This is a genomic window from Pyxidicoccus sp. M15 (assembly GCF_056858435.1).
In genome coordinates this window covers 1225334-1242866 of record NZ_CM166495.1, presented here as the reverse complement: position 1 = coordinate 1242866, position 17533 = coordinate 1225334, and the positions used below count along the sequence as shown (strand labels likewise).

Genomic DNA, 17533 nt, shown 5'->3' with positions numbered 1-17533 from the left:
GACGCGTCACCCCTGCCCACCAAACCGCAGCAGCGCCAGCAGTTGGTCGGGTGAAAGGGCCGCGGCGCCGTCCGCCTCGGACAGCAGGCTGTCGGCCAGCTCGCGCTTCTCCGCGTGCAGCGCGAGGATGGCCTCCTCCAGCGTCCCCTCGGACACCAGCCGCGACACCGTGACGGGCTTCGTCTGCCCAATCCGGTGTGCCCGGTCCGTGGCCTGGTCCTCCACGGCCGGGTTCCACCACGGGTCCAGGTGGATGACGTGGTCGGCCGCGGTGAGGTTGAGCCCGGTGCCGCCCGCCTTGAGCGAGATGAGGAACAGCTCCCCCTCCCCACGCTGGAACGCCTCCACCCGCGCCTGCCGTTCCGCCGGCGGCGTCTGCCCGTCCAGGTACTGCATGGACACGCCCCGCGCCTCCAGCGCCTGCCGCACCAGGGCCAGGTGCTTGACGAACTGGCTGAAGACGAGCGCCTTGCCTCCCCCGGCGCGCACCGCGTCCACCAGCTCCAGCAGCCGCTCCGACTTGGAGGACGACAGCGGCGAGTCCCCGTCCACCAGCCTCGGGTGACACGCGGCCAGCCGCAGCCGGGTCAGCGCGGCCAGCATCGCGAAGCGCTGCTCGGGTCCCGGCTGCTCTCCCAGCTGCGCCAGCGCGGCCAGGCGCACGTCGTCGTAGAGGCGGCGCTCGCCCTCGGACAGGGAGACGGGCACCACCGTCTCGATTCGCGCGGGCAGCTCGCGCGCCACCTGGGCCTTGGTGCGGCGCAACAGGAAGGGCCGCACCACACGGGCCAGCGACGTGCGGGCGTGCGCGCTCCGCTCGCGCTCAATGGGCACGGCGAAGTGCTTGCGGAAGGACTCGAGGCTGCCCAGCAGTCCGGGGAAGAGCAGCGCGTAGAGGCTCCACAGCTCCGACAGGCTGTTCTCCACGGGCGTGCCGGTCAGCGCCACGCGGGCCTCGGCCTTCACGGCGCGCACCGCGCGGGCCCGCGCGGTGTCCGGGTTCTTCACCGCCTGGGCCTCGTCCACGATGAGCGTCGCGAAGGACGTGCCGGCGAAGCGCTCCGCGTCGCGCACGAGCAGCCCATAGCTGGCGACCAGCACCTCACCGGGCCCCAGCGCGTCCAGCAGCGCCTCCCGCTCCGCCTCGCGATAGGAGTGCACGCGCAACGAGGGCGCGAAGCGTGCCGCCTCTCGGGCCCAGTTGAAGCACACCGAGGTGGGCGCCACCACCAGGGCGGGCCCCTCGCCCGCGCGGTGCAGCAGCAGGGCCAGGGCCTGCAGCGTCTTGCCCAGCCCCATGTCGTCCGCGAGGCACGCACCCGCCCCCCACTCGGCCAGCCGGGCCATCCACGTGAAGCCCTCGCGCTGGTAGTCGCGCAGCTCGGCCTTCAGCTTCCGGGGCACGGGCACCTTGCGTGCCTGCGCCTCCCGGACGCGGGTGGCGAGCCGGCGCCAGTCGGGCGGGGCCTGCACGCGCGCTCCCGCCTCCGCGAGCGCGTCCAGCGCGGGGGCCGCCGCCGCGCTCACCTCCAGCCCGTGGCGCGTGGGGTGCGCCAGGTCCGCCAGCGGGGCAAGCCGCTCCCGCAGCTCCTCGGTGAGGCGCAACCACCGTCCCTGCCCCAGCCGCGCGTAGCGGTGGCCCCGGCGCAGGGCCTCCAGCAGCACGGCCAGCTCCACCCGCGCTCCGTCCACCTCCACCCCGCCCTCCACGCCAAACCAGTCCCGCCCTCGCTCCACCCTGACCTTGAGACGGGACATGTCCGCCCAGCGCGACACCTTCCAGGGCTGCTCCTCCCACTCCACCGTCACGTCGGGGCCAGCGAGCGGCTCCAGCGCCTCCAGCAGCGCGAGCGAGGCGGCCGCGTCCTCACGCGTGAAGCGGTGCGCGTCGGCGGGCAGGCCCAGGCGCCCGAGCAGCGCCGCGGCCTCGGCGCGCTCGGCGTCCAGCTCGCGGCGGACCCGGACCCGCTGGCGGCCCCGCTGCCCGCGCACCACCGGAGCGCCCTCGCCCGGAAGCTGCGGCGGGGCCTCCGGCAGCGGCCGGACGAGCACCGTGCCCTCCAGGGCCTCTTCTCCCACCGCCCGCAGGCGGACGAGCAACCCGCGCGCGGGCTCCACCTCGGTGGCCTCCAGCGACTCGGGCAGGGACACCGGGAAGCCGGCCTCCAGTCCGCCCAGGCTCGCCAGCAGCGGGCGGCGCGTGGAGGCCGGCAGCCGGGAGCCGTACTCCCGCAGCGTGGCGAGCAGCGCGCGTGCCTCGGGCGGCACGGCCACCAGCGTGACGCGCGGCACGTCGGGTTCCACGAAGAGCCACGGCTGCGCGGCGTGGAGTTCCAGGGGTGGCGCGTACAGGTCCTCCGGCCGGAGCCCGCTCCCCTCGATGGAGGGCCGCACGCGCAGGGCGCCTCCGTCCTCCTCCTCGAAGGTGAAGCCGAGAGGCGCTTCGCGAACGCGCAGCGGCACGTCGGGGCGCTCCGCGAGGCGCAGGCGGGAGCTGTGCATGAGCGCGCGCAGCACCTGGAGCAGCAACGGCCAGTTCCCCCCGCGAGAGGAGGCGAACCCCGAGGACGACAGCACGGCGCCCGCTTCAATCAGGGCAAGCGCCTCCTGCTCATCCGGCCGGGTAAGCGCCGCGTGGACGCCGTCCCTTTCCCCCCAGCCCACCTGCGTGCCCTTGGAGAGTCCGCCCTTCTTCGTCAGCCGGTGCACGTAGGTCCGCACGGAGAGCGGGCCTCCGGAGAAGAAGCCCTCGAGGCGGAAGGTGACGTGCGGAACGGACTCCGGGGCCTCGCGAGCGCGGGAGGCGAGCGACGCCTTCTCCAGGGCGGCGAGGATTTCCTGACCGGGGACGACGAAGAGCAGCTCGGCCAGCCGCGCGTTGAACCCTCCGGCCTGCTCCCGGCTGAGCGCGTCCAGCACCGCGTCCACCGCGGTGAGCGCGTGCACGCACTGCGCCCCGGTGTCCTGGGGGAAGCCCTGGGGACACGGGCAGGCCAGGGCCGGGCGGCCTTCGAGCAGCATGCGCGGCTCCAGCCTGACGCCCGTGAAGGCGTCCCCGTGCACGCCGGGCGGCGCGGCCTCCCCCGTCGGCTCCGAGATGAGCAGCCGCAGCGGGCGCTCCTGGAGGTGCACCTCGGCCCTGGCCTCCAATGCGCGAGGAGGCGCATGGGCCCGCACGCGCTCGCGCTCCCGCTGGAGCGCGTCCACCAGGGGCGCCAGCCGCGCATCCGTGGGAGGCCCGCGCGGTGCCGCGGCCGCCTCCTGCTCCAACCCCCGACGCACCCGCTCCGCCTCCGCGAGCAGCCATGCCCACGCCGCATCCTTGAGCGCGTCGCGGTCAACGGCTCGCAGGTAGCGGCTGAGCTCGTCGGACGTCAGGAAGGAGAAGACGGTGTTCAGCGCCAGGGAGTGGAAGACGTGCCGCTGGAGAGCGACGGGCAGGTGCGGCCACAACATCCCGAGGCGGGTCTGGCCCGCGTGCGTGACGTGGTGGGCGTCCAGCCATGCACTCAGCGCCCCGGTGGTGCTGGGACGGGCGGACTCGGAAGCGTCAGGCGGGGGGACCGGGACGTCCCGCGTCAGGCGCAGCCAGGCGAGGCCCACGGCGATGACGTGCTTGCAGAAGAAGAGCTCCGCGAAGTCGGGGCACTGGCAGTCGAAGACGTTCCCTACTCCCGTGGCGGAGAGGCGGACACGGTAGGGCCCCTGGCGGCCGGCCGCGATGATTCCCTCGACCGACTCCCCCTCCGTCCGTACCGACAGGACGCGCTTGCGGGCGAGCAGCTCCCTTCCCTGCTCATAGAGGTCGTGGCCCGCCTCGTCGCGCAGCAAGCCATCGGTCAGCCACTGCCGGAGGGCGGAAGAGGGCGCGGGGGATGAGTCGAGCATGCGGGACGCGGAAGCTACCTGCCGGGTCATGAGGAAGCGAGCCCCACCAGTGGGTCACCTCCTCAAACTCCGCTCCCCCAGCCTTCATGTCCACCGGGCGGCGACCCCACCATGCCCGGCTCCCCGCTCCAGGAGCAGGCCAGGGCCGCGGCGGGACACCCCCGTGGAGATGTCCGGAACGCTCAGGCCCCGAGCACGCCGCGGAGCACGTCCTGGAAGTAGTTGATGCTTCCGACGTGGGTCTGGTGGTGCTTCGCGGACTGGTGGAGCCGCTCGACGACGGCCTCGAACTCCGCCTGGGAGACGTCGCGCAGGGACATGTAGAGGCGCGCGGCGCCCTGGAGATAGGAGAAGAGGGGGTTGCGGTCGGTGCCGTCGGGACGACGGAGGAGGTGGCGGTAGAGCCGCTCGAACTCCTGGTCCGTCTCCGTGTTGCGCACGGCGCGGCAGTAGGCGGCGGCGGTGGCTTCGATGAGGAAGAAGAAGGGGTGGTACTCGGGGGGCGGGGCCTTGGCGAAGCTGGGGGGCACCGCGGAGCCGGTCCACAGCTTGGAGATGGGCTGGAGCGTCACGTGCGCGAGCTGCTCGCCGGCGCGAACCTGGGCGCGCTCACCCACGGGAATCACGTGCTTCCCGTCCTGCCACTCCACGGCCACGTACAGGCGGTCCGGCTGGTCCACCTTCACGCCCGCCTTCTCCAGCTCCGCCACGGCATTCGCGTCCATCTCGGTCCATCCCTCCGACGAACGCTGCGTATCAGGAGCCGCTCCGGTCCGCCACGCGGTATCCGGGGCGGAGTCGGTTGCTCGACGGGCTCGTGCCCCCTGGGCCCGGAAACATCAAAGGCCCCCGGACTTGCGTCCAGAGGCCTTGGAAGTTGCGGGAAGTGCCCAGAGCCGGAATCGAACCAGCGACACGGGGATTTTCAGTCCCCTGCTCTACCAACTGAGCTATCTGGGCGTGTTGGGTCGCCGCGAGAAACAGCGCCCTCATAGCGAGCCCATCCCTCACCCGTCAACACCCATTTTGACGGGCCCGCTCGCTCTGCTCTCAGGCCGCCAGGGACATCGCCTCGCCGTCCCACCGCGTGAGACTCGCGGTGAGCCTGCGGCGCAGCTTCGCCCGCAGCGCCTGTTCGATCTGCCGGATGCGCACCGCCGTCACCCCGAAGCGGCGGGCCAGCAGCTCCGCGCTCGCCCCCTCGTCCACCAGCATCCGCTCCTCCACCAGCGCCCGCTCCCGCGCGTCCAGCTCCGGCCAGGCCTCCTCCACGCTCTCCCGCAGCTTCACGGCCCACTCCGAGCGCTCCACCACCTCCTCCTGCGACTCCCACTCCGACTCCAGCCCCTCCAGCCGCGTCACCTCGCCGTCCGGCGTCACCGGCGCGTCCAGCGACACGTCCCGCCCCAGCGACTCCGCCGCCCGCGCCACGTCCTCCTCGCGCTTCCCCAGCGCCTCCGCCAGCCGCCTCGCCACCTCCGGGTGCCCCTCTCCCCACCGGGCCTCCAGCCGCGAGCGCTCGCGCCGCAGCTGGAACACCACCCACGGCGCCCGCCCGCCCGCCATGCTCCAGTTGCGCCCCACGTACGCGCGGATCCGCGCCCGAATCCACTGGTTCGCGTACACCGCGAAGGGAATCCCCCGGTCCTCGAACCGCCCCGCCGCCTCCATCAACCCCACGTTCCCCTCCCCCACCAGCTCCTCCAGGGGCAGGCCCGTCCACCGGTACTTCCACGCCAACCGCTGCACCAGCTCCAGGTGCTCCCGCACCCGCGCCTCCACCACCTCGTCCGATGCCCTCGGCACCGACACCTCGAGCTCAGGGGACTGGCTGGACATGCTCTGGTTGACGGCTTCCATGGACCTCCTCCGGTCTGCTCCCCGGGGGACTCCCCGCGGAACGCAGAGAAACCTAAGGTCCGGCGGTCCATAAGAAAATGAGGTAGTTTAGACGCAACCCTTAGGTTATCTCTATGAGCATGAGCTGGCTCAACTACCATCATCTCCTGTATTTCTGGACGGTTGCGCGGGCGGGCAGCATCGCCAAGGCGAGCGAGGAGCTGCACCTGGCGCAGCCCACCATCAGCAGCCAGCTGAAGCTGCTGGAGGAGTCGCTGGGCCACAAGCTCTTCGAGCGCCAGGGCCGCAAGCTCGTCCTCACCGACGTGGGCCGCACCGTCATGCGCTACGCGGACGAAATCTTCCGCCTGGGCAACGAGCTGAAGAACGTCGTGTCCGGCATGCCCGCCGGCCAGCAGCTCCGGCTCAACGTGGGCGTGCTCGACGTCATCCCCAAGCTGGTCGCCGAGCAGCTCCTCAAGCCCGCGCTCGAGGCCGGCCCGTCGCTGCGCATCATCTGCCGCGAGGGCCCGCTGCCCCAGCTCCTCGCCTCGCTCGCGCTGCATGAGTTGGACGTGGTGCTCGCGGACGCCCCCAGCTCCGAGCCCGTCAGCGTCCGCTCCTTCAACCACCTGCTCGGCAAGAGCGGCGTGTCCTTCTTCGCCGCCGGCAAGCTCGTGCAGCTCAAGAAGGACTTCCCCCGCTCGCTGGACGGCGCCCCCCTGCTGCTGCCCTCGGACGAGTCCTCCGTGCGCCGCTCGCTGGAGCTGTGGTTCGAGCGGCAGAACCTGCGCCCCGTCATCGCCGGGGACTTCGACGACAGCGCGCTCCTCCAGGCCTTCGGCCAGCGCGGACACGGCGTCTTCGCCATGCCCACCGCCATCGAGGCCGAGGTGGAGCGCCAGTTCAGCTGCTCCGTCATCGGCCGCACCGACGAAATCGAGACCTGCTTCTACGCCATCACCGTCGAGCGCAAGCTGCGCCACCCCGCCGTCGTCGCCATCGCCGAGGCCGCCCGCTCGCAGATGTTCGGCGGGTGAGCCCCGCCCCTCGAGCCCGTCAGCTCGCGCCCGGCGCGCGGTACACCTCCGCGCCCGCCACCACCGTGGCCACCACCTGCGCGTCCACCAGCGCCCGCGCCGGGCCCTCCAGCGGGTCCTCCGACAGCGCCACGAAGTCCGCGTCCAGGCCGGGCACCAGCCGCCCGCGCCGCGACTCCTCGAAGGACGCCCACGCCGGGCCCACCGTGAAGCCCTCCAGCGCCTCGTGCGCCGTCAGCCGCTCCTCCGGCCTCCACCCGCCCTCCGGCCGGCCCGCCGCGTCCTGCCGCGTGACGGCCGCGTACAGCCCCGCCAGCACATCCGGGTTCTCAATCGGGAAGTCGCTGCCCAGCGCCAGGTGCGCCCCCGCTTCCTTCAGGCTCCGCCACGCGTAGGCGCCCTTCAGCCGCTCCGCGCCCAGCCGCGCCTGGGCCCACGTCATGTCGCTGGTGCAGTGCGTGGGCTGCACGCTCGCCACCAGCCCCGCCGCGCCCAGCCGCTGGATGTCCTCCGGCCTCAGAATCTGCGCGTGCTCCACCCGGTGCCGCAGCGCCTGCGTGCCCGTCTCCGCCGACGCGCGCAGCAGCACGTCCACCACCAATGTATTGGCACGGTCTCCAATGGCATGGATGCACACCTGGAAGCCCCTCGCCATGAAGGCCCTCGCGCGCGCCTCCAGCTCCTCGGGCGGCATCAGCAAGAGGCCGCGCTGTCCGGCCTCGTCGCAGTAGTCCTCGTGCAGCGCCGCGCCCCGGCTGCCCAGCGCGCCGTCCGCCAGGAACTTCACCGAGCGCATCGCCAGCATCCGCCCTTGCCACGGCCCCTGCTCCAGGTACGCGTGCCGCTCGTCACCCTGCCCCGCCGCCATGGCGTACACGCGCAGGGGCAGCTTCCCGGCCGCGTCCCACGCCTGCAGCAAGCGGAAGGCGTCCAGGTCCATGCCCGCGTCGTGCACGCCCGTCAGGCCCACCTGCGCGCAGCGCTCCAGCGCCGCGCCCAGCCGCGTCTCCAGCTGCTCCCGCGTGGGCGGCGGAATCACCGCGGCCACCACGTCCATCGCGTTGTCCACCAGCACGCCCGTGGGCTCGCCGCGCGCGTCCTTGAGGATGCGGCCTCCGGCGAAGTCCTGCGTGTCTCGCGTGATTCCCGCGCGCCGCAGCGCTTCACCGTTCACCCACGCCGCGTGGTGGTCCACCCGCGTGAGGAACACCGGCGTCGTGGGGAAGCGCGCGTCCAGCTCCGCCCGGCCGGGGAAGGCGCCACCGGGCCACTCGTTCTGGTCCCAGCCCTTCCCCAGCAGCCAGTCACCCTGGAAGCTGGAGGCCGGGGCCTGCGACAGCCGGCGCACCACCTCGTCCACCGAGGGCGCCTTCTCCAGGCGCACCGTCGTCAGGCTGCGCCCCAGCCCGTGGATGTGCGCGTGCGCGTCCACCAGGCCCGGCACCACCGTGGCCGGGCCCAGGTCCACCTCGCGCGCGTCGGGCCCCGCCGCGGCCCGCACGTCCGCGCGCGTGCCCACCGCCAGCAGCTTCCCGTCCCGCACCGCCAGCGCCTGGGCCAGCGGCCGCTCCGCGTCCAACGTCCAGATTCGCTCCGCCAGGTAGACCGTGGTCTCCACCGTGCTCCCTCCGGCGCACCCGTGCCCGGGCGCGGCGCGCGAACCGTGCCCGAGCCCGGCGGTGATGTCACGGGCGCGGTGGAGCCGCGGGCCGGAGCGCTACTCCGTTTCCGACGGGCCGCCGCTGCCTCCGTCCGCGTCGGGCATGGGCCCGGCGGGGCCGGGCGCGCCGTTCTCCGGCACGTTCTGGATGGGCTCGCGCACCTCGGTCGGGCCCTGGATGGGCTCCCGGTTCTCCGTCCCCTCGGGCTGCGTCGTCTTGCAGGCAAGCGGGATGGCGGCCAGACACAGGGCAATGAGGACGACACGACGCATGGAGCCTCCAACTCAGGTTGAGGGCCGGACCCTAGGAAGCACGCCCTCCAGCCACAATCTGCGGCGTGGGCCCAACGTCCACCAGCGGATGCACGGCCCACCGGACAGGCCCTCGCCCCGCGCGTCCGGCACCGGCCCACCAGCGGACAGCGGCGGAAGCTTCTTCGCACCATGCGCACCGTTTCCTCGGGACGCACTTCCTCCCGGAGAGCAAGGGCCATGCTGGACGTCGTGGATGTCGGCAAACGCTCACTCGCGAGCTACCGCGGCGTCGCTCCCGACTGGCAGCTCGATGAGCTGCAGCACCTGTCGGAGCGCCTGCGCGGCGCGCGGTGCATGCACCTCAACGCCACGTCCTACGGCGGCGGCGTCTCCGAAATCCTGCGCTCGCTGGTGCCCCTCTACAACGACCTGGGCATCACCACCGACTGGAAGCTCATCCACGGCGACGAGTCCTTCTTCCAGGTCACCAAGCGCATCCACAACGGACTCCAGGGCGCCCCCGGCGAGCTCACCGAGAAGGACAAGGCCATCTACCTGGCCAACGCACAGCTCAACGCCGGCCGCCTCATCAGCGACTCCGAGGACTACGACTTCATCTTCGTCCACGACCCGCAGCCCGCCGTGCTCGCCGCCCTGTCCTCGCTGCGCGAGTCGCGGTGGATATGGCGCTGCCACATCGACACGTCCCATCCCAACCCCAGCTACTGGGAGTTCCTCGCGCCCTACCTGCGTGCGTACGACGCCGCCGTCTTCACCCACGAGGGGTTCATCCCCCCCGGGCTGCCCATCCAGGACGTGCACGTCTACGCGCCCTGCATCGACCCGCTCAGCCCCAAGAACCACCCGCTGCCGGAGGAGCTCGCCAGGCACGTGCTGGAGTGGATTGGCATCCGCACCCACCGGCCCCTCGTCACCCAGGTCGGCCGCTTCGACCGGTGGAAGGACCCGCTCGGCGTCGTGCGGGCCTACCAGCGCGTGCGCCCCCACGTGCCGGACCTGCAGCTCGCGCTCGTCGGCTCGCTCGCCCTGGACGACCCCGAGGGCTGGGACGTGTACGAGGAGGTCCGCGCCGCCACCGCGGGCGACAGCCTCATCCACGTCCTCACCAACCTCATCGGCGTGGGCAACATCGAGGTCAACGCGCTCCAGTCGTTCTCCAACGTCGTCATCCAGAAGTCGATACGCGAGGGCTTCGGGCTCGTCGTCTCCGAGGCCACGTGGAAGGGCACCCCCGTCATCGGCGGGCGCGTGGGCGGCATCCCCCTCCAGCTCCCCGAGGGCATCGGCGGCGTGCTCGTGGACACGGTAGAGGAGTGCGCCGAGCAGCTCCTCCGCCTGCTGCGCCAGCCCGAGGAGGCCCGGCTGCTCGGGGAGCGCGGGCGAGAACACGTCCGGGAGAACTTCCTCATGCCCCGGCTCCTGAGGGACCACCTGCTGCTGCTCGACCACCTGGCCTCGGTGCGCCCCCTGCCCGCGCGCGGCATCATTCCCGCATCCTTCGCCCCCGCGGCGCTGCAGGGGGTGTGACATGCGGACGCGCTCGCGGCGAAGACTCCACGGGGCGGCGCTGCTGGGCGTCCTCGCCGGGGTCCTGCTCGCGGCGGCGCCTCCTTCCGAGACACCCGCGCCCCCCGGAGGCGTGCGTCCCACCGTGGCCCGCTGCGAGCTGGATGGCGTGGTGGACGCGGGCTCCGGCGGCTACCTGAAGGACTGCGTGGCGCGCGCGGAGGCGGAAGGGCACGGCGCGCTGCTGGTGCGGCTGGACACGCCGGGCGGCTCGCTGGAGTCCACGCGCGTCATCGTCCGGGCCTTCCTCGCCTCGCGCGTGCCGGTGCTCGTCTGGGTGGGGCCCTCCGGCGCGCATGCCGGCAGCGCGGGCGTGTTCATCACCCTCGCGTCCAACCTCGCGGCCATGGCCCCGGGCACCAACATCGGCGCCGCGCACCCCGTCGTCGGAATCCAGGGACAGGACCCGGAGGCCGCGGGCGGCAAGCAGCTGGCGCGCAAGGTGGAGAACGACGCCGTGGCCTTCGCGGAGGGCATCGCCCGGCAGCGGGGGCGCAACGTGGCGTGGGCCGCCTCGGCGGTGCGCGACAGCGCCAGCGTCCCGGCGGAGAAGGCCCGCGAGCTGCGCGTGGTGGAGCACGTGGCCGCCTCGGAGGCGGAGTTCCTCGCGTGGGCCGACGGGCGGCGTGTGGAGGTGGCGGGCGGTGACAGCGTGCGGCTGGTCACCGCGGAGGCGTCCATCGTCGGACTGGCGCCCAGCCTCTCGCAGCGCACCGTCCATGCGCTCGCGCACCCGTCCGTCGTCTACCTGCTGTTCCTCGTGGCGGCGCTGGGGCTGGTGGTGGAGATGTCGCATCCGGGGGCCATTGCCCCGGGGCTCATCGGCGGGGTGGCGCTGGTGCTCGCGCTGGTGGCGTCCTCCGCGCTGCCGGTGCGCGCCGGGGCGCTGGTGCTGCTGCTGGTGGGCGCGGCCCTCATCGTCGCGGAGCTGTTCGTCACCAGCGGTTTCCTGGGCGCGGCGGGCGTGGTGCTGCTGGCGCTGGGCGGCCTGTTCCTCGTGGACCGCTTCGACCCGGGCTGGTTCGTGGACCGCTCCTTCCACCTGTCGTGGAAGTGGGTGGTGCCCACCACCGCGGTGCTGGCGGGGGCCGCCGCCTATGTGGCGTACCGGGGCGCGCAGACGCGCCGGCTGCCGCAGCAGGGCGGCGACGTGGGCCTCGTGGGCGAGCACGGCACCGCGCTGGCCTCCGTCAGCCCCGAGCAGGGCGAGGTGTTCGTCCACGGCGAGCGCTGGCGCGCCACGTCCCCCACTCCCATCCGCCCTGGCGCGCCCGTGGTGGTGCGGCGCGTGGAGGGGCTCACGCTGTTCGTCGACGAGGTGAAGACATGATCAACATCACCGGGCTCATCGGAACGCTCGTCCCCGTCGTCATCGTCCTCCTGCTGTTCCTCTCCGGGGTGCGCATCGTCAACGAGTACCAGAACGGCGTGGTGTTCCGGCTCGGGCGCTTCGTGGGCCTCAAGCGCGCGGGCTTCCGCTGGCTCATCCCCTTCGTGGAGCGCATGGTCATCATCGACCTGCGCACGGTGGCGCGCGACGTGCCCCCGCAGGACGTCATCACCCGAGACAACGTCAGCGTGAAGGTCAACGCCGTCGTCTACTTCCGCGTCATCCACGCCGACAAGGCCGTGCTCCAGGTGGAGGACTTCCTCTACGCCACCAGCCAGCTCGCCCAGACGACGCTGCGCGCGATTCTGGGCCAGGTGGAGCTGGACCAGCTCCTCAGCGAGAGGGAGCGCATCAACCGCGACATCCAGCTGGTGCTCGATGCGCACACCGACCCGTGGGGCATCAAGGTCTCCAACGTGGAGGTGAAGCACATCGACCTGCCGGTGGAGATGCAGCGGGCGATTGCACGTCAGGCCGAGGCCGAGCGCGAGCGCCGCGCGAAAATCATCGCCGCCGAGGGCGAGCACCAGGCCGCGGAGAAGCTCGCCATGGCCGCCGACGTGCTCAGCCGCAACCCGTCCTCGCTCCAGCTGCGCTACCTGCAGACGCTGGTGGAAATCACCGGAGGCGGCAATCACACCATCCTCCCCATCCCCCTGGACCTCTTGCGCATGGTGGGCATGCACCGGACCGGCACCGGCGTGGCCGAGCGCCCGGGTGACGGCTACGGCGCCGAGGAGGAGGAAGGACCGCCCGTGGGGGGAATGTCCTCCTGACCTCCCGAGCCTGGCGCCTCAGGGGGACGGTGGCGGCTCGGGCTCGTCGAACAGCTCCCGCCGCTCCAGCGCAATGGCCCGCCGGCCCAGCCGCAGCGACGCGAGCGCGAGCAGCGCCATGCCCCCGAGCAGCATCACGCCCAGCGAGAAGGACGCCACCGGCAGCACCTCCGGAATGTCCAGGTCGCGCTTGGCGAGGTACAGCAGCGACGTCACCACGAAGGACAGCAACGCCGCGTAGGTGACGCCGATGGCCCGCGCGAGGATGGCGTGGCGCCGGTCCAGGATGGCCACCTCCTCGCGCAGCACCGCGCGCCGCGAGTGCCCTTCTGGCAGGAGCCGCCACTCGCGCGTCATGTCCCGGATGCGCGCCGACATCCGCGCAATCTGGTTGTCCAACCCCGTCGCCACGATGCCGCAGGCCGACACCATCACCGCCGGCGTCACCGCCGTACCGATGAGCCGGATGGACGCGAGGTCCAGGCCTTCCGAGCCGCCAGTCATGCCCTCCCCTGTCCCACCCCTCCCCCGGTGGCGCAACCCGTCTTCCCGTCTGACAGGAGAGAGCACCCCATCCCGACAGCAGGACTGGCAAGGCCCGGCTCGAGGAGAGCAGGTGCCCTACCTGCCAGTGAGAGCGACAAATCGACACTGACAACTTGACACCACGACTGTCACCTCTTACTGTCCTGGTTGTGAGCACGCCCAAGACACAGACCGAATGGAAGTTGGCGGAGCTGGCCGAGGCGGCGGGCGTCTCGCCGCGCACGGTTCGCTACTACGTCCAGCGGGGGCTGCTCCCCGCACCGCCGTTCCGGGGGCCGGACACCGTGTACGGCGAGGAGCACCTGCTGCGGCTCAAGGCCATCCGCGTCCTCCAGGCGCGGTTCCTTCCCCTGGACGCCATCCAGGTGGAGCTGCAGCGCCTGTCCGCCGACGAGCTGCGCAAGCTCGCCGCGTCGGACACCACCCCGACGCCGCCGACGTACGGGCCGTCAACGCCCGGCGTCATCACCGACGCGCAGGTGCTGGCGCCCCCGGTGATGGGCTCACGGCCGGCGGTAATGGCACGCTACCAGCGGTGGGAGCTGGCCCCGGGGCTGGAGCTGCACGTGTCGGAGGGGGCCGACGCGAAGGTCCGGGCGCTCGCCGAGAAGGTGCGCGCCCTCATCGAGGAGTTCCAGGAAAGGGAGAGGTCATGAAGACGGAGCAGGCCGGGCTGTACACGCGCGAGGGTGCGCAGGTTCCCCTCCAGGGCGTTGAAGTCACGGGTGAGCTGCTGGGAGGCCATGCGCGGGTGCGCGTGCGCCAGCGCTACCGCAACGACGAGAAGCGCCCGGTGGAGGCCATCTACACCTTCCCGCTGCCTTCCGACGGCACCCTCTCCGCCTTCTCCATGACGTGCGCCGGGCGCCGCGTGGAGGGCGTGGTGAAGGAGCGCGAGGAGGCCTTCCGCACCTACGACGACGCCGTCACCGCCGGCCATGGCGCCGCGCTCCTGGACCAGGAGCGCCCCAACGTCTTCACCGCGCAGGTGGGAAATCTCCTCCCCGGCGAGGAGACGGTGGTGGAGGTGGAGTTCCTCCAGGCCGTCACCGCGGAGGAGGGCTCCGTGCGGTGGATGCTGCCCACGCTGGTGGCCCCCCGCTACATCCCCGGCGCGCCGTCCGGAGACCGCACCGGCCACGGCGGCATGGACCCGACGAGCCGGGTGCCGGACGCGGACCGGATTACGCCGCCCATCGGCGAGGTGCACTACGGCCTGCGGATGGACCTGCTGGTGGACCTGGGCCGCGAGGTGGTGGTGGAGAGCCCGTCGCACGCCATCACCGTCAACCGGGAGAGCGGCACGCGGATGCGCGTGGGCTTCTCGCGGGGCGAGGTGTCGCTGGACCGCGACCTGGTGCTGAGCCTGCGCAGCCCGGACTCGAGCGCGGTGTTCGCCCCGCTCGTCACGCACCGCAAGGACGGCGCGGAGGCGGGCACCTTCGCGCTCACGGTGATTCCGGACCTCCTGGCCATGGCGTCCGCGCCGCCGAAGCAGGAGGTGGTCTTCGTGGTGGACGTCTCCGGCTCCATGGCCGGTGAGTCGCTGCCCCAGGCGCAGGCCGCGCTGCGGCTGTGCCTGCGCCACCTGCGCGAGGGCGACCGCTTCAACGTCATCGCCTTCGAGAGCAGCTTCCGCAGCTTCGAGCCGCAGCCGGTGCCCTTCACCCAGCGCACGCTGGAGCAGGCGGACCGGTGGGTGGCGGCGCTCCAGGCCGACGGCGGCACGGAGCTGCTGCGGCCCATGCAGGCCGCGGTGCGCACCGCGCCGGACGGCGTGGTGGTGCTGCTGACGGACGGGCAGGTGGGCAACGAGGACGAAATCCTCAAGGCCGTGCTGGCCGAGCGGAAGACGGCGCGCCTGTACTCGTTCGGCATCGGCACCAACGTGAGCGACGCGCTGCTGCGCGATTTGGCGAAGCAGACGGGCGGCGCGGTGGAGTTCATCCACCCGGGCGAGCGCATCGACGACAAGGTGGTGGCGCAGTTCTCCCGCGCGCTCGCGCCGCGCGTCACCGAGCTGCAGGTGAGCTTCGACGGTGTGGAGGGCACGGAGCTGGCCCCGTCCGAGCTGCCGCCCATGGTGGACGGCGTGCCCTGGACGCTGCTGGGCCGCTACCCCACGCCGGGCACCGGCAAGGTGACGCTGCGCGGGCGCTCGGGTCGTGAGCCCTTCGCGCTCACCGTGCGCGTGGACTTCCCCGCGCTGTCGGACCGGCCGGCGGTGGAGAAGTTGTGGGCGGCGGAGCGCATCCGCGGCTGGGAGGCGGCGGGACTCACCGGCCGCCGCGCCGAGTCCATGAAGAAGCGCATCGTCGACCTGGCCGTCGCGCATCAAATCGTCACCCGCTACACGTCGTTCGTCGTGGTGGAGGAGCGCACAGCAGAGCGCCGGGCCTCGGGGCAGCCGGAGACGCGCGTCGTCCCGGTGAATGCGCCGGCTGGCTGGGACATGTTCGGCACGGCGAAGCAGGAGGAGGGCGCGGACGGCGCGACGAGCGTGCGCCGTCGGGGTGGCCCCCTGGGCCGGGCCCAGGGGACCGCCGCTCCCGGGAGCAGGCCGGCGCCCGCGCCCGCCTCGGCCGGGGGGGCCTTCGCGCCCCCGCCTCCGCCCGCCATGGCCCCGGCGCCCTCCCCCGCGAGGGCCACGAGGCCCTCGGCCTCCGTCGCGCCCATGAAGGAGATGCGGGAGCTGAGCAAGTCCGCCCCCGCGAAGAAGAAGGGCGGCTTCTTCTCCGGCCTCTTCGGCGGCGACAGCGAGGCGGAGCAGGGTATCGCCCCGCTGGAGTCCCTGGCCCCTACGGAGCCCCTGATGGACGCGGCCTACAGCCAGGACGAGGACGACGGGAAGGTGACCGGCGCCATGAAGCTCGAGAGCCTCCACGTGGCGGAGGCGCCGGCCACCCTCTCGCGCGAGGAAGGTGGCCCGGGCGTGGAGGCGCTGCTGGGGCGGCAGCTCGCCAACGGCCTGTGGGACGGCGCGGGGGCGGGCCCGGAGCCGGTGCGCCAGGCGCGCGCCACGGCGCTGGCGCTGCTGGAGCTGCTGCGCGAGGGAGTCACCAGCAGCCATCCGCTGCACGGCGCGCAGGTGAAGAAGGCGGTGGAGGCGCTGCTGTCGCTCGCCGCCAGCCTCACCGGTGAGCCGCAGGTGGCGGAGCTGGCGCTGGGCGTGGCGTGGCTGGCGGCGGCGGGCCCGCGCACCCGCGGCCGTATCGAGCAGGCCGCGAAGCCGCTGGCCGGACTCAGCGGCCGCATGGGCAACGAGGTCGCCCTGCGGCAACACGTGGACGCGCTCGCCGCGCGCTGAAAGCAACCGGGGCGGGTGGCCTTCCCAAGGTCACCTGATACCCGTGTCCACAGGCCTCCCGCCCCTTCGCACGGAGTTACGCGAGGGGGCCGGGGTCCTCGCATAGAGTGCGCGTCCGATGACGCTCACCACGCTGCTGCTCGTCGCCCTCTCCGCCGCCCAGGCCCCGCCCCCCACGGACGCGCCCCGGGACGCTGCCACCGTCACCGCGCCGCCCCTGGTCCCCACGCCCGAGGCGTGCCCGGCCTCCGCCGAGGCCGCCTACTCGGAGGGCTTCGACGCGCTGGCGGGTGGCAGGGACGAAGAGGCGCTGGAGGCCTTCCAGCGCGCGCTGGCCGCCTGCCCCCAGCACCCGTACGCCACCGAGCTGGTGCGGCTCGCGCGGGCGCGGCTCAGTCCGGGAGGCCGGCTGGCGCAGGCGGCGGTGAGCGAGCTGGGCCCCGAGGGCCGCTCGGACGCCGGGCTCGCGGCGATGACGGTGGTGCAGACGCTGCACGGCGCGGCCCAGGGCATCCTCCTGTGCGCCATCGCCGAGTGCGGCGGCCAGGGCTACGCGGCCGCGTCGCTGGTGGGCGCGGGCGCGGGCGCCGCCGCCACGCTGCTGCTCGCCCGAGAGGACGGGGTGACGTCCGGGCAGGCGGCGGTCATCAACTCCGGCACCATCTGGGGCTTCTGGTTCGGCGCCGCCTCGCTGGTCGCGCTGGATTTGCAAGGTGATGACGCGCTGGCGGCGGCCATGATGGGCGGCGCGGGCTTCACCGGCGTGGGCATCCTCCTGGCCACCGGCGTGCGCCCCACCTCGGGCCAGGTGTCCATGGCCAACTCGGGCGGCCTGTGGACGGGCGTGGTGATGGCGCTGCTGCTCGCCACGTCCGACAGCAGCGACTCGAAGACGTTCTTCGCGGTGGAGCTGGGCGCCACCGCCGTGGGCCTGGCCTCGTTCGCGGTGGTCTCCACCCAGGTGCCGGTGTCGCGCGGCCGCATGCTCATCATCGACGCGGGCGGCATCCTCGGCGGCCTGCTGGGAGCGACGACCACCTTCGTCGTCGCCGGCAACGACGCGGGCGACGCCATCCTCGTGGGCAGCGCCGCTGGCGTGCTGAGCGGGCTGGGGCTTGCCGCCTACCTCTCGCGTGACTTCGACGTGCGCGAGGCGCCCCAGGCGGTGCTGACGCCCACCCTGCTCGGCCGCGACGGCGCGGGCGTGGCGCTGCTCGGCCGGTTCTAGCCGCACGCGAGCGCAAG

General features: G+C 73.0%; 13 protein-coding genes and 1 tRNA gene. 7 read left to right on the top strand and 7 right to left on the bottom strand.

Annotation, left to right across the window (positions count from 1 at the left end; all coding sequences use genetic code 11):
• Positions 1-6 precede the first annotated feature (6 nt).
• From ACX9TP_RS05025 to ACX9TP_RS05010, 4 genes are all read right to left on the bottom strand, one after another.
• Positions 7-3888 carry an SNF2-related protein gene (locus ACX9TP_RS05025; protein WP_482978568.1) on the bottom strand — a complete coding sequence of 1294 codons (3882 nt, stop codon included), beginning with the start codon at positions 3886-3888 and terminating at the stop codon, positions 7-9.
• A 182-nt stretch (positions 3889-4070) separates the two neighbouring features.
• Positions 4071-4613, bottom strand: coding sequence for a hypothetical protein (locus ACX9TP_RS05020; protein ID WP_482978567.1), 543 nt, complete (start codon positions 4611-4613; stop codon positions 4071-4073).
• A gap of 162 nt (positions 4614-4775) precedes the next feature.
• Positions 4776-4848, bottom strand: a tRNA-Phe gene (locus tag ACX9TP_RS05015).
• Between the two features lie 90 nt (positions 4849-4938).
• Positions 4939-5748 (bottom strand): sigma-70 family RNA polymerase sigma factor, encoded by an 810-nt coding sequence (locus tag ACX9TP_RS05010; RefSeq protein WP_482978566.1) that lies wholly within the window; start codon positions 5746-5748, stop codon positions 4939-4941.
• A 119-nt stretch (positions 5749-5867) separates the two neighbouring features.
• On the opposite strand from ACX9TP_RS05010, the gene nhaR reads away from it, so the two are divergent.
• Positions 5868-6767 (top strand): transcriptional activator NhaR, encoded by a 900-nt coding sequence (nhaR, locus tag ACX9TP_RS05005; protein ID WP_482982365.1) that lies wholly within the window; start codon positions 5868-5870, stop codon positions 6765-6767.
• 19 nt (positions 6768-6786) lie between these two features.
• Here the strand turns inward: nhaR and ACX9TP_RS05000 are convergent, their stop codons facing one another.
• Both ACX9TP_RS05000 and ACX9TP_RS04995 read right to left on the bottom strand, forming a co-directional pair.
• Positions 6787-8385 (bottom strand): amidohydrolase, encoded by a 1599-nt coding sequence (locus tag ACX9TP_RS05000; protein WP_482978565.1) that lies wholly within the window; start codon positions 8383-8385, stop codon positions 6787-6789.
• 99 nt (positions 8386-8484) lie between these two features.
• Complete coding sequence (locus ACX9TP_RS04995; RefSeq protein ID WP_482978564.1) at positions 8485-8700, bottom strand: hypothetical protein; 216 nt, start codon at positions 8698-8700, stop codon at positions 8485-8487.
• Positions 8701-8919: 219 nt separating this feature from the next.
• Between ACX9TP_RS04995 and ACX9TP_RS04990 the strand changes: the two genes are divergently transcribed.
• Genes ACX9TP_RS04990 through ACX9TP_RS04980 form a run of 3 tightly spaced genes read left to right on the top strand, consistent with a single transcriptional unit; the run spans position 8920 to position 12435 of the window.
• Positions 8920-10230, top strand: a complete 1311-nt coding sequence (locus ACX9TP_RS04990) for a glycosyltransferase (RefSeq protein ID WP_482978563.1) — start codon at positions 8920-8922, stop codon at positions 10228-10230.
• A 1-nt stretch (position 10231) separates the two neighbouring features.
• Positions 10232-11599 (top strand): NfeD family protein, encoded by a 1368-nt coding sequence (locus ACX9TP_RS04985; protein ID WP_482978562.1) that lies wholly within the window; start codon positions 10232-10234, stop codon positions 11597-11599.
• Entirely contained in the window at positions 11596-12435 is an 840-nt protein-coding gene (locus ACX9TP_RS04980) for a slipin family protein (RefSeq protein ID WP_482978561.1), read from the top strand. The genes ACX9TP_RS04985 and ACX9TP_RS04980 overlap by 4 nt, the downstream gene beginning before the upstream one ends.
• A gap of 18 nt (positions 12436-12453) precedes the next feature.
• Here ACX9TP_RS04980 and ACX9TP_RS04975 read toward each other — a convergent pair whose 3' ends face one another.
• The gene (locus ACX9TP_RS04975) at positions 12454-12939 is read right to left on the bottom strand and encodes a DUF2721 domain-containing protein (protein ID WP_482978560.1); all 486 of its coding nucleotides are present in this window, start codon (positions 12937-12939) and stop codon (positions 12454-12456) included.
• Positions 12940-13130: 191 nt separating this feature from the next.
• Here ACX9TP_RS04975 and ACX9TP_RS04970 point away from each other — a divergent pair, with 191 nt between their 5' ends.
• The 3 genes from ACX9TP_RS04970 to ACX9TP_RS04960 all read left to right on the top strand — a co-directional run bounded on the left by ACX9TP_RS04970 (position 13131) and on the right by ACX9TP_RS04960 (position 17516).
• Complete coding sequence (locus ACX9TP_RS04970; protein WP_482978559.1) at positions 13131-13637, top strand: MerR family transcriptional regulator; 507 nt, start codon at positions 13131-13133, stop codon at positions 13635-13637.
• Complete coding sequence (locus tag ACX9TP_RS04965) at positions 13634-16288, top strand: VIT domain-containing protein (protein ID WP_482978558.1); 2655 nt, start codon at positions 13634-13636, stop codon at positions 16286-16288. The genes ACX9TP_RS04970 and ACX9TP_RS04965 overlap by 4 nt, the downstream gene beginning before the upstream one ends.
• Positions 16289-16406: 118 nt before the next feature.
• Positions 16407-17516 (top strand): hypothetical protein, encoded by a 1110-nt coding sequence (locus tag ACX9TP_RS04960; protein WP_482978557.1) that lies wholly within the window; start codon positions 16407-16409, stop codon positions 17514-17516.
• Positions 17517-17533: the final 17 nt, after the last annotated feature.

Bases quoted from the DNA above. Each gene is read 5' to 3' on its own strand.
- ACX9TP_RS04975 (WP_482978560.1), bottom strand. From the start codon at position 12,939: ATGACTGGCGGCTCGGAAGGCCTGGACCTCGCGTCCATCCGGCTCATC.
- ACX9TP_RS04995 (WP_482978564.1), bottom strand. From the start codon at position 8,700: ATGCGTCGTGTCGTCCTCATTGCCCTGTGTCTGGCCGCCATCCCGCTT.
- ACX9TP_RS04965 (WP_482978558.1), top strand. From the start codon at position 13,634: ATGAAGACGGAGCAGGCCGGGCTGTACACGCGCGAGGGTGCGCAGGTT.
- nhaR (WP_482982365.1), top strand. From the start codon at position 5,868: ATGAGCTGGCTCAACTACCATCATCTCCTGTATTTCTGGACGGTTGCG.
- ACX9TP_RS05020 (WP_482978567.1), bottom strand. From the start codon at position 4,613: ATGGACGCGAATGCCGTGGCGGAGCTGGAGAAGGCGGGCGTGAAGGTG.
- ACX9TP_RS05025 (WP_482978568.1), bottom strand. From the start codon at position 3,888: ATGCTCGACTCATCCCCCGCGCCCTCTTCCGCCCTCCGGCAGTGGCTG.
- ACX9TP_RS04985 (WP_482978562.1), top strand. From the start codon at position 10,232: ATGCGGACGCGCTCGCGGCGAAGACTCCACGGGGCGGCGCTGCTGGGC.
- ACX9TP_RS04990 (WP_482978563.1), top strand. From the start codon at position 8,920: ATGCTGGACGTCGTGGATGTCGGCAAACGCTCACTCGCGAGCTACCGC.
- ACX9TP_RS04960 (WP_482978557.1), top strand. From the start codon at position 16,407: ATGACGCTCACCACGCTGCTGCTCGTCGCCCTCTCCGCCGCCCAGGCC.
- ACX9TP_RS05010 (WP_482978566.1), bottom strand. From the start codon at position 5,748: ATGGAAGCCGTCAACCAGAGCATGTCCAGCCAGTCCCCTGAGCTCGAG.
- ACX9TP_RS04980 (WP_482978561.1), top strand. From the start codon at position 11,596: ATGATCAACATCACCGGGCTCATCGGAACGCTCGTCCCCGTCGTCATC.